The following is a 10658-nucleotide window of genomic DNA, read 5'->3' as shown; positions in this document are numbered from 1 at the left end:
CCCTGCGCACGCAACTCAATGCCGCCGCGCCGGTGAAGAAGACCGACAAGGGTGAGGCGCCTGCCTACAAGCTGTCGGTCAACGACATGGTGATCAAGGCGATGGCCATGGCGCTGAAGGCGGTGCCGGATGCCAATGCCTCGTGGACCGAGAGCGCCATGGTCAAGCACAAGCATGCCGATGTCGGCGTTGCCGTGTCGATCCCCGGNGGCCTGATCACGCCGATCATCCGGCATGCGGACGAAAAGACGCTGTCCGTCATCTCCAACGAGATGAAGGATCTGGCCAGCCGCGCCCGCAGCCGCAAGCTGAAGCCGGAGGAGTATCAGGGTGGCACGACCGCGGTCTCCAATCTCGGCATGTTCGGCATCAAGGACTTCGCCGCGGTGATCAACCCGCCGCATGCGACGATCCTGGCGGTCGGCGCCGGCGAGGAGCGGGCGGTGGTCAAGAACGGCGAGATCAAAATAGCCACGGTGATGTCGGTGACGCTGTCGACCGATCATCGCGCCGTCGACGGAGCNCTGGGNGCCGAACTGCTGGTCGCCTTCAAGAAGCTGATCGAAAATCCGATGGGCATGCTGGTCTAGGAAGGAAAAGGCTGTGCGGATATTCTTCACCAGCCTTTTTGCCTTTCTCATTTCCGGGTTGGCCGGCGGGCTGATCGCGCAATGGTTGGCCGTCGCCACCGGCGCCGAGGAAGAATACATCATTGTCTTCATGTTCTCGGTGCTGGTGACTTTTGTCGTCACCTTCGTCTTCTTCGTCGCGCAATTAACGAACGATCCGGTCGCGGCCGTGGCGACCGCCGGAAAGTGGACGCTGATTGTATTTGTGACGCTGCTCCTCCTCTTGGTCGCGCTGATCCTCTACAGCGACAGCAGCGCCGCGGTGGTCAGGAGAGACATGCCGGTGGTTGCCGGTCTCGGTCTGCCGGGCCTGGTGACGATCATCATCCATTGGTTGTTCGTGCGCTGGCGCGTGAAGCGCGGTGTGGCAGACATAAAGGCGGGTTGAACGGATGAAGACGGTTCTTTGTTACGGCGACTCGCTGACATGGGGTTACAATGCCGAAGGCGGGCGTCATGCGCTCGAGGATCGCTGGCCAAGCGTGCTGCAAGCTGGCCTCGGCGAAGGCGTTCAGGTTATCGCCGACGGCCTCAACGGCCGCACCACCGCCTTCGACGATCATCTGGCCGGAGCCGACCGCAACGGTGCGCGGCTGCTGCCGACGGTGCTGACGACGCATGCGCCGATCGAACTGATTGTCATCATGCTCGGCGCCAACGACATGAAGCCATGGATCCATGGCAACCCGGTTGCGGCCAAGCAAGGCATCCAGCGGCTGATCGACATCGTGCGTGGCCACGACTATCCGTTCGACTGGCCGGCGCCGCAGATACTGATCGTTTCGCCACCTGTTGTAAGCCGCACCGAGAATGCCGATTTCAAGGAGATGTTTGCCGGCGGCGATGACGCCTCGGCACAGCTCGCAGGGCAGTATTCGGCGCTTGCCGACGAAGTCGGCTGCGGCTTCTTCGATGCAGCCACTGTGGCGCAAACCACACCGCTCGACGGTGTCCACCTCGACGCCGAAAACACGCGAAACATCGGCAAGGCGCTGACTTCGGTCGTGCGCGTCATGCTGGAATTGTGATTGAAGGAGAAAAACCGTGGCTGAGAACTACGACGTCATCATCATCGGCTCCGGTCCCGGCGGCTATGTCACGGCGGTGCGTTCCGCCCAGCTCGGCTTCAAGACGGCGATCGTCGAGCGCGAGCATCTCGGCGGCATCTGCCTGAACTGGGGTTGCATTCCGACCAAGGCACTGCTGCGCTCGGCCGAGATCATGCACTATTCGGATCACCTGAAGGACTATGGCCTGAAGCTCGACGGCAAGATCAGCGCCGACACGGCGGCAGTGGTCGATCGGTCGCGGAAAGTGTCACTGCGGCTCAATGGCGGCGTTGCCTTCCTGATGAAGAAGAACAAGGTCGACGTTATCTGGGGTGAGGCCAAGCTATCGAGGCCTCCTTCCGGTGATAAATTGGGTGAGATCGTTGTTTCCAAGACGGCCAAGAAGCCGATGGAACCGCAGCCGCCGGTGCCGAAAGGCGTCAAGGGCGAGGGCACCTACGCCGCCAAGCACATCATCCTGGCGACCGGCGCCCGGCCGCGCGCACTGCCCGGCATCGAGCCGGATGGCAAGCTGATCTGGACCTATTTCGAAGCCATGGTGCCCAAGGAGATGCCGAAGTCGCTGCTGGTGATGGGTTCGGGCGCCATCGGCATCGAATTCGCCTCCTTCTACCGCACCATGGGCGCGGACGTAACGGTCGTCGAACTGCTGCCGGCGGTGATGCCTGTCGAGGACGCCGAAGTCTCGAAATTCGCGCAAAAGCAGTTCGAGAAGCAAGGCATGAAGATCATCCTCGAAGCCAAGGTGACCAAGGTCGAGAAAGGGGCGAACTCGGTCACCGCGCATGTCGAGATGAAGGACGGCAAGATCGAGAAGATATCAGCCGACCGCATGATCTCGGCCGTCGGCGTCCAGGGCAATATCGAGGGCCTCGGCCTTGAAGCACTCGGCGTGAAGACCGATCGCGGTTGCGTCGTCATCGACGGTTACGGCAAGACCAATGTGCCTGGCATTTACGCCATCGGCGATGTCGCCGGCCCGCCGATGCTTGCCCACAAGGCCGAGCACGAGGGCGTCGTGTGCGTCGAGAAGATCGCGAATTTCCCCGGTGTTCACGCCATAGACAAGCTCAAGATCCCTGGTTGCACCTACTGCAATCCGCAGGTCGCCTCGGTTGGCCTGACGGAAGCCAAGGCCAAGGCCGAAGGCAAGGACATCCGCGTCGGCCGCTTCCAGTTCGCCGCCAACGGCAAGGCGATCGCGCTTGGCGAGGACCAAGGCTTCATCAAGACCATCTTCGACAAGAAGACCGGTCAGTTGCTTGGCGCGCATATGGTCGGCGCCGAAGTCACCGAATTGATCCAGGGCTTTGTCGTGGCGATGAACCTCGAAACGACCGAGGAAGAGCTGATGCACACGATCTTCCCTCATCCGACGCTGTCGGAGATGATGAAGGAAAGCGTGCTCGACGCCTATGGCCGCGCCTTGAACGCATGATAGATTCGCCGCAGGAGACTCAGCTTCGAAAGTCGCGAGATCGCGACGGCGGGGCAGTTCGTTTCCGGATGCATTTTTACTGGCGCAAGGAGAAGGCATATGCACTTGAACGGCGTGGGCTGGATCGCAGCCATCATCATCGGCGGCCTGGCAGGCTGGTTGGCCGAAATGGTCATGAAGAGCAACACCGGCATATTCATGAATATTATCATGGGCATCGTTGGCGCTGTGGTGCTGAATGCCATCCTGCAGGCGCTCAACATCGGCGTGTTCGGCGTCGGCTGGACCGCCTATCTGATCACCGGCTTTATCGGTGCCTGCCTGCTGATCTGGGTCGGTCGTCTGGTGCGCCGTTAGTCGATATCGCTCCGGCTATGCGAAAACGGTTGTGGCGGCATGCGCCGCTGCCGCCTTTTTCTTTGTGTTGAAAAGTCCTAGATGACGTGAAAGTGACGATCGCCGACGGGCGGTCGCGAGAAAAGCCAGGGTTCAGATGGTCACTGTCCTCGACACGATCGCCAACGCGCCGCGGCTGCGGCATCCCGAGAAAGCGCACAAGCCCGACCAGGAGGTGTTGCGCAAGCCGGACTGGATCCGCGTCAAGGCGCCGGTCTCGAAAGGTTATGCCGAGACGCGCGAGATCGTGAAATCGCACAAGCTGGTGACCGTATGCGAAGAGGCCGGGTGCCCGAATATCGGTGAGTGCTGGGAAAAGAAGCACGCCACCTTCATGATCATGGGCGAGATCTGCACACGCGCTTGCGCCTTCTGCAATGTCGCCACCGGTATCCCGACCGCGCTCGATCCCGACGAGCCGGCCCGCGTCGCGCATGCCGTCAAGCAGATGGGCCTTACCCACGTCGTCATCACCTCGGTCGACCGCGACGATCTCGCCGATGGCGGTGCGCAGCACTTCGCCGACGTCATCCGTGAGATTCGGGCGGCAACGCCTCTGACGACGATCGAAATCCTGACGCCGGATTTCCTGCGCAAGGACGGGGCGCTGGAGATCGTCGTGGCGGCCAGGCCCGACGTCTTCAACCATAATCTCGAAACTGTGCCGTCGAACTATCTGAAGGTCCGGCCGGGCGCCCGCTATTTCCACTCGATCCGGCTGCTGCAGCGGGTCAAGGAACTCGATCCGTCGATTTTCACCAAGTCCGGCATCATGGTGGGTCTTGGCGAGGAGCGGAATGAAATCCTGCAGTTGATGGATGATCTGCGCTCGGCCAATGTCGACTTCATGACCATCGGCCAATACCTGCAGCCGTCGAAAAAGCACCATCCGGTGATCCGTTTCGTCACGCCCGAGGAATTCAAGTCCTTCGAGACGATCGGCAAGACCAAGGGTTTCCTGCTGGTGGCATCGAGCCCGCTGACGCGCTCGTCGCATCACGCCGGCGACGATTTCGCCCGGCTGCGCGCGGCGCGCGAAGCGCAGCTCATGAAAGCGCTCTAATGCATGTTGCCCAAAAGTGAACTCGGTTTTGGGAGAACGACGTGCATAAAGACAAAGACTCCGAAGCGCGTCGCATGAGTCCGTTTCGACGCGACGCGCTTTAGGGCAGGGTTCATGCCGAAATTCGAAGCCAACCGCCGCGTCGCCCACACGCCTGAGCAGATGTTCGCGCTGGTCGCCGACATCGAGACGTACCCGCAATTCCTGCCGCTTTGCGAAGCGCTGACGGTCCGCTCGCGCAAGGAGCGTGACGGACGCACCATCCTGGTGGCCGATATGAGCATCGGCTACAAGGCGATCCGGGAGACCTTCACGACGCAGGTGCTGCTGAAGCCCGAAGAGAACGCAATCGATGTGAAATACATTGATGGCCCGTTCAAATATCTGAGCAATGTCTGGCGTTTCGAGCCGGACGGTGCCGGCTGTACAGTGCGCTTCTTCATCGACTATGAATTCAAGAGCCGCATCCTGGGTGCGCTGATGGGCACGATGTTCGACCGCGCCTTCCGCATGTTCGCCGAGGCTTTCGAAAAACGCGCCGACGTCATCTATGGCAAGACACCGGCGGCCTGACTCGCGCCAAGAGCCTGCAAGCCGAGCTCGAGTGCATGGTTGACCGTTTCCCGGCGGATGAAGTCACGGCCATTGTCGGCAAACAGCTTGCGTTCAGCCGTCACCGGCTGGCCGTTCACCGCAACGCCGAACCAGACCAGCCCGACCGGCTTTTCCCTAGAACCGCCACCCGGACCGGCAATGCCGGTGACGGCCAGGGTCAGCCCGGCGCGTGAAAGGGCGAGCGCGCCGGCTGCCATTTCGATCGCTGTCTCGCGAGAAACCGCGCCATGCGCGTCAAGCGTGGCGGCGTGCACGCCGAGCATGTCCATCTTGGCTTCATTGGAATAGGTGATGAAGCCGCGATCGACCACGGCCGAAGAGCCGGCAATGTCGGTCAGCGCGGCAATGATCATGCCGCCGGTGCAGCTTTCCGCGGTCGCCAGCATGATGCTGCGCTCCCGGCAGGCCTCGAACAGGGCGATTGCCAGGTCGCTGTTGGTCATTCCGGAACCTCGCCGGGAAACACCACGCTGGCGGTTGCGATCGCCGCGATGCCTTCTTCGCGGCCGACGAAGCCGAGCTTCTCGTTGGTTGTCGCCTTGATCGAGATGCGGTCGGCGGAAATGCCCAGCATCTGGGAAAGGACCGCCGTCATCGCCTCACGGTGCGGGCCGACACGCGGTGCCTCGCAGATCAGCGTGATGTCGGCATTGGCGATGCGCCCGCCGCGCTCCCGCACCAGTCTTGCCGCATGTTCGACGAATATCCGCGACGCAGCACCTTTCCACTGCGGATCGGACGGCGGGAAGTGCGTGCCGATGTCGCCGGCCCCGCAAGTCGCCAGCAACGCGTCGGTCAGGGCATGCAGGCCGACATCGGCGTCGGAATGGCCCGACAATTTTCTGTCGTGCGGAATGGCGACGCCGCAGAGCGTGACATGGTTGCCGGGCTCGAAGGCATGGACGTCATAGCCATTGCCGGTGCGGATGTCGGGAAAGTGCGCCCGCTCACTGGAAAGTCGCTGGTGCGCCATGGCGATGTCCCGTGCCCATGTGAGTTTGACATTGTCCGGCGAGCCGGGAACGAGCTTCACCGGCATTTGCATCCATTCAGCGATCGACGCGTCGTCGGTAAAGTCGGTTCTGCCTCTGTTATAGGCTTCCTCATGCATCGTCATGATCGCGAGGAAGGGAAAGCCTTGCGGCGTTTGCGCCGCGTGCAGCCCGCGCCTGGGGACTGTTTTGCCGACCATGCCGGTGGCCGATTCGCGTTTCAGCGTGTCGGCAACGGGCAAGGCGGGAAGCGCGCCTTCGCCCTCGCCGATGGCCGCGATGGTGCGGTCGATCAGATCCATGTCGACAAAGGGGCGCGCGGCGTCGTGGATGAGGACCTTGTCCGGCGCGTAGCTTCTTAGCGCGTGCAATCCGAGCCGAACCGAATCCTGTCTGGTCGCCCCTCCGGCGATTGCCGTCACCCGATCGGCATCGGTGCCGACCGCTTGCCGAAAAAGCTCCTGGTCCTCGGCATGAATGGCCACGACGATCCGGCCGATAAGTGGGTGCGCCAGAAAAATATCTATGACACGAGCGATGACGGCACGTCCGCCAATTCGTTGATATTGCTTCGGACCATCAGTCTGTCCGGCACGCGCGCCGCGACCGGCCGCGACGATAACCACCGCGACTTTGCCACCCGGATCCGGAGCCTGATTTTCAGTTGCGCCAGTCATTCAGTCTGGTCCTAGTCGCGGCTAAGGCCGAAGGCCAGCATTTTCCCAATTGCGCCTTAATGTGGCGTCATTCCGCGTTGCACATTTCTCTCGATCTGGCTAGAGAATGTGCAACGAATGGACATGCTTGGTTTTTGTGCATGATTAACTTGATCAGATTGGCCGCGCCTCTCGACGTCGGCGGCGTGAGAATCCGCAACCGCGTCTTCCTCGCGCCGATGTCCGGGATTACGGACGAGGCGTTCAGACAGCGCGCCCATGCGCATGGCGCCGGCCTGGTCGTGTCCGAAATGGTGGCCAGCGGCGAACTCGCCAAGGGCAGGGCCGGCTGCGACCTGCGCATACGTCATTCCGGCCTGCCCGTCCATATGGTGCAGCTTGCCGGCCGCGAAGCCATGCATATGGCTGAAGGCGCACGGATCGCCGCCGGCGAGGGTGCCGACATCATCGACATCAATATGGGCTGTCCGGCCAAGAAAGTCACCGGTGGCTATGCCGGCTCGGCATTGATGCTGGACCTCCACCACGCGCTCTCGCTGATCGAGGCCGTGGTCGCCGCCGTCAAGGTGCCGGTGACGGTCAAGATGCGACTGGGTTGGGACGACGCCGCACTTAACGCTCCCGTCCTGGCCCGCCGTGCCGAGCAGGCGGGCGTCAGGATGGTCACGGTTCACGGTCGTACACGCTGCCAGTTCTACCAGGGCAAGGCGGATTGGCGCGCCATCGCTCGCGTCAAGGAGGCCGTTTCCATCCCGGTCGTCGCCAATGGCGATGTCTGCTCCCAGGCTGAAGCGTCGGTCATTCTCGAACAGTCCGGCGCCGACGCCGTGATGGTCGGCCGCGCCCATTATGGCGCGCCGTGGGTCGCCGGCAGCATCGCTGCGGCTGCCGGCGGGACATTTTCATCCGGCATTCCCGAGACCCCGCAAGGGCTCGCCGACTATGTCGTCGCCCATTACGAGGACATGCTGGCGCTTTACGGCATCGAGAGCGGCCTGCGGCAGGCGCGCAAGCATCTGGGCTGGTATCTCGATCGACATGCCGGCGGTGTCGCTGGCGAGAGTAGAAAAGCGATAATGACCGCACTCGAGCCGGCTCGCGTCATTACCTTGCTGCGCGATGTGTTTTCGCGCGATCCGCAAACCTTGAACCTGCGGAGCGCCGCATGACCGCCACCGCTGGCCAGGGCACCGAAATGGCCGATGCCGCCCAGATCGTGCTGAACACGATCCGCCGCCCGGTGATCATGCTCAGCGAGGAAGGCTTCATCACCTTCGCCAACGCCGATGCCGAGGATTTCTTTCGCTCCAGCGCGACCATGCTGGCGCGCAACACCCTGTCCAAGCTCATACCCTTCGGCAGCCCGTTGCTGACGCTGGTCGACCAGGTGCGCGAGCGCCGCGCGCCCGTCAACGAGTATCGGGTCGACGTCTCGTCACCGCGCCTCGGCATCGAAAAGGTCGTCGATCTCTATGTCGCGCCGGTGCCGGAATTTCCGGGCTCCGTCGTCGTCATGTTCCAGGAGCGGTCGATGGCCGACAAGATCGACCGGCAGATGACGCATCGCGGCGCCGCGCGCTCGGTGACCGGCCTGGCGGCGATGCTGGCGCATGAGATCAAGAACCCGCTCTCCGGTATCAGGGGTGCTGCCCAGCTGCTCGAACTGTCCGCATCCGATGAGGATCGCGCGCTGACGCGGCTGATCACCGACGAGACGGACCGCATCGTGTCGCTGGTCGACCGTATGGAGGTGTTTTCCGACGAGCGGCCGATCGATCGCTACCCCGTTAACATCCACGTCGTGCTCGATCACGTGAAAGCGATCGCAAAGAATGGTTTCGCGAAGAAAATCAAGATATTGGAGGATTATGATCCTTCATTGCCTCCGGTATTCGCCAACCGCGACCAGCTGATCCAGGTGTTCCTCAACCTGATCAAGAACGCCGCCGAGGCAATCGGCAGCGATCCGCAGGGCGAAATCGTGCTGTCCACCGCCTTCCGGCCCGGTATTCGGGTTTCGGTCCCGGGCACGCAGGACCGCGTATCGCTGCCGCTGGAGTTCTGCGTGCGCGACAATGGTTCCGGCGTCTCGGAAGATATCCTGCCGATCCTGTTCGATCCCTTCATCACCACCAAGCCGAACGGCTCGGGGCTGGGGCTGGCGCTGGTGGCCAAGATCGTCGGCGAACATGGCGGCATCATCGAATGCGATTCGACGCCGCGCGCGACAACGTTCCGGGTCCTGATGCCGGCCTGGAAGGAAACGGCGCTGGGCGCCGATCAAGACGGCGAAGGAGACCGCAAATGACGGTTCGCGGCAATATTCTCGTCGCCGACGACGATGCGGCCATCCGCACCGTGCTCAATCAGGCCCTGTCGCGGGTCGGTCACGAGGTGCGCGTCACCTCCAACGCCTCGACCCTGTGGCGTTGGGTGGCGGCAGGCGAGGGTGACCTCGTCATCACCGACGTCGTGATGCCGGACGAGAACGCTTTCGACATGCTGCCGCGCATCAAGAAGGCGCGGCCGGAGCTACCCGTCATCGTCATGAGCGCCCAGAACACCTTCATGACGGCGATCCGCGCTTCCGAAACCGGGGCCTACGAATATCTGCCGAAGCCTTTCGACCTGACCGAACTCCTCAACATCGTCAATCGCGCGCTATCCGAGCCCCGGCGGCCGAAGATCGATGCCCGGCAAGAAGAGCAGCCCGAGACGATGCCGCTGGTCGGCCGTTCGGCCGCCATGCAGGACATCTACCGCATGCTGGCGCGCATGATGCAGACCGACCTGACGGTCATGATCTCGGGCGAATCGGGCACCGGCAAGGAACTGGTGGCGCGCGCGCTGCATGAGTATGGACGCCGCCGCGGCGGTCCATTCGTTGCCATCAACATGGCGGCGATCCCGCGCGACCTGATCGAATCGGAATTGTTCGGCCACGAGAAGGGCGCGTTCACCGGAGCGCAGAACCGCTCGACCGGCCGCTTCGAGCAGGCAGAGGGCGGCACGCTGTTCCTCGACGAGATCGGCGACATGCCGATGGAGGCGCAGACGCGCCTGCTGCGCGTCCTGCAGCAGGGCGAGTACACGACGGTCGGCGGCCGCACGCCGATCAAGACCGATGTGCGCATCGTCGCTGCAACCAACAAGGACCTGCGCACGCTGATCAACCAGGGCCTCTTCCGCGAAGACCTTTTCTATCGCCTCAACGTCGTGCCGCTCAGGTTGCCGGCGCTGCGCGAGCGCTCCGAGGATGTGCCCGATCTGGTGCGCCATTTCTTCAAGCTTGGCGAAATGGAGGGGCTGCAGACCAAGCGTATCTCTTCCGGCGGCATCGAACTGATGAAGCGCTATCCGTGGCCAGGCAATGTGCGCGAGCTGGAAAACCTCGTTCGCAGGCTCGCCGCGCTTTATTCGCAGGACGAGATTTCCGCCGAGATCATCGAGGCGGAGCTCAAGACAGGTGAGCGCCCGGTGGTACCAGGCGCCGGCAACCTCATTCCCGACGATCTTTCCATTGGCCAGGCAGTGGAGCACTTCCTGCAGCGCTATTTCGCCTCCTTCGCGGGCGAATTGCCGCCCGCCGGTCTCTACGAGCGCATTCTGTCCGAAGTCGAATATCCGTTGGTGCTGGCTTCGATGACGGCAACCCGCGGCAACCAGATCAAGGCCGCGGAGCTCTTGGGCCTCAACCGCAACACCTTGCGCAAGAAGATTCGCGAATTGGGCGTCAACGTCTATAAGTCATCCCGCCAGACCTGAGCCGGCGCCGGGC

12 protein-coding genes are annotated in these 10658 nt (G+C 62.5%); 10 read left to right on the top strand and 2 right to left on the bottom strand.

What is annotated here, in order from left to right; translation table 11 throughout:
• The 7 genes from M653_RS0107405 to M653_RS0107375 all read left to right on the top strand — a co-directional run.
• Positions 1-590, top strand: a 590-nt coding sequence (locus M653_RS0107405; RefSeq protein ID WP_027142757.1) for a 2-oxo acid dehydrogenase subunit E2, incomplete at its 5' end; no start/stop codon positions are given.
• 58 nt (positions 591-648) lie between these two features.
• Positions 649-1017: a hypothetical protein gene (locus M653_RS0107400; RefSeq protein ID WP_245262073.1), complete on the top strand. Its 369-nt coding sequence runs from the start codon at positions 649-651 to the stop codon at positions 1015-1017.
• 4 nt (positions 1018-1021) lie between these two features.
• Complete coding sequence (locus M653_RS0107395) at positions 1022-1657, top strand: SGNH/GDSL hydrolase family protein (protein WP_027142755.1); 636 nt, start codon at positions 1022-1024, stop codon at positions 1655-1657.
• Positions 1658-1673: 16 nt separating this feature from the next.
• Positions 1674-3137: a dihydrolipoyl dehydrogenase gene (gene lpdA, locus M653_RS0107390; RefSeq protein WP_027142754.1), complete on the top strand. Its 1464-nt coding sequence runs from the start codon at positions 1674-1676 to the stop codon at positions 3135-3137.
• A gap of 99 nt (positions 3138-3236) precedes the next feature.
• Positions 3237-3494 (top strand): GlsB/YeaQ/YmgE family stress response membrane protein, encoded by a 258-nt coding sequence (locus tag M653_RS0107385; RefSeq protein WP_027142753.1) that lies wholly within the window; start codon positions 3237-3239, stop codon positions 3492-3494.
• Between the two features lie 136 nt (positions 3495-3630).
• The gene (lipA, locus tag M653_RS0107380) at positions 3631-4596 is read left to right on the top strand and encodes a lipoyl synthase (protein WP_027142752.1); all 966 of its coding nucleotides are present in this window, start codon (positions 3631-3633) and stop codon (positions 4594-4596) included.
• A gap of 114 nt (positions 4597-4710) precedes the next feature.
• Entirely contained in the window at positions 4711-5169 is a 459-nt protein-coding gene (locus tag M653_RS0107375; protein WP_027142751.1) for a type II toxin-antitoxin system RatA family toxin, read from the top strand.
• On the opposite strand, the gene M653_RS0107370 is transcribed toward M653_RS0107375, so the two are convergent.
• Together M653_RS0107370 and M653_RS0107365 are read right to left on the bottom strand one after the other, a co-directional pair.
• On the bottom strand, positions 5145-5654 hold the full coding sequence (locus M653_RS0107370; RefSeq protein ID WP_027142750.1) for a CinA family protein: 510 nt from the start codon (positions 5652-5654) through the stop codon (positions 5145-5147). The genes M653_RS0107375 and M653_RS0107370 overlap by 25 nt on opposite strands.
• Positions 5651-6880, bottom strand: a complete 1230-nt coding sequence (locus M653_RS0107365; RefSeq protein WP_027142749.1) for a bifunctional 2-C-methyl-D-erythritol 4-phosphate cytidylyltransferase/2-C-methyl-D-erythritol 2,4-cyclodiphosphate synthase — start codon at positions 6878-6880, stop codon at positions 5651-5653. The genes M653_RS0107370 and M653_RS0107365 overlap by 4 nt, the downstream gene beginning before the upstream one ends.
• A gap of 140 nt (positions 6881-7020) precedes the next feature.
• Between M653_RS0107365 and dusB the strand changes: the two genes are divergently transcribed.
• Genes dusB through ntrC form a run of 3 tightly spaced genes read left to right on the top strand, consistent with a single transcriptional unit; the run spans position 7021 to position 10645 of the window.
• Entirely contained in the window at positions 7021-8049 is a 1029-nt protein-coding gene (gene dusB, locus M653_RS0107360) for a tRNA dihydrouridine synthase DusB (RefSeq protein WP_027142748.1), read from the top strand.
• A complete protein-coding gene (locus M653_RS0107355) occupies positions 8046-9188 on the top strand; it encodes a nitrogen regulation protein NR(II) (RefSeq protein WP_027142747.1) in 1143 nt (380 codons plus the stop codon). Before dusB ends, M653_RS0107355 begins: the two co-directional genes overlap by 4 nt.
• Positions 9185-10645 carry a nitrogen regulation protein NR(I) gene (ntrC, locus tag M653_RS0107350; protein WP_027142746.1) on the top strand — a complete coding sequence of 487 codons (1461 nt, stop codon included), beginning with the start codon at positions 9185-9187 and terminating at the stop codon, positions 10643-10645. Before M653_RS0107355 ends, ntrC begins: the two co-directional genes overlap by 4 nt.
• The last annotated feature ends 13 nt before the right edge of the window (positions 10646-10658 follow it).

This window comes from Mesorhizobium sp. WSM3626, from assembly GCF_000513935.1.
GTDB classification, from domain to species: domain Bacteria; phylum Pseudomonadota; class Alphaproteobacteria; order Rhizobiales; family Rhizobiaceae; genus Mesorhizobium; species Mesorhizobium salmacidum.
The sequence above is the reverse complement of the archived record's forward strand: the minus strand, read 5'-3'. Positions and strand labels throughout refer to the sequence as shown.

Bases quoted from the DNA above. Each gene is read 5' to 3' on its own strand.
- M653_RS0107395 (WP_027142755.1), top strand. From the start codon at position 1,022: ATGAAGACGGTTCTTTGTTACGGCGACTCGCTGACATGGGGTTACAAT.
- M653_RS0107385 (WP_027142753.1), top strand. From the start codon at position 3,237: ATGCACTTGAACGGCGTGGGCTGGATCGCAGCCATCATCATCGGCGGC.
- lipA (WP_027142752.1), top strand. From the start codon at position 3,631: ATGGTCACTGTCCTCGACACGATCGCCAACGCGCCGCGGCTGCGGCAT.
- M653_RS0107375 (WP_027142751.1), top strand. From the start codon at position 4,711: ATGCCGAAATTCGAAGCCAACCGCCGCGTCGCCCACACGCCTGAGCAG.
- M653_RS0107370 (WP_027142750.1), bottom strand. From the start codon at position 5,654: ATGACCAACAGCGACCTGGCAATCGCCCTGTTCGAGGCCTGCCGGGAG.
- M653_RS0107365 (WP_027142749.1), bottom strand. From the start codon at position 6,880: ATGACTGGCGCAACTGAAAATCAGGCTCCGGATCCGGGTGGCAAAGTC.
- dusB (WP_027142748.1), top strand. From the start codon at position 7,021: ATGATTAACTTGATCAGATTGGCCGCGCCTCTCGACGTCGGCGGCGTG.
- M653_RS0107355 (WP_027142747.1), top strand. From the start codon at position 8,046: ATGACCGCCACCGCTGGCCAGGGCACCGAAATGGCCGATGCCGCCCAG.
- ntrC (WP_027142746.1), top strand. From the start codon at position 9,185: ATGACGGTTCGCGGCAATATTCTCGTCGCCGACGACGATGCGGCCATC.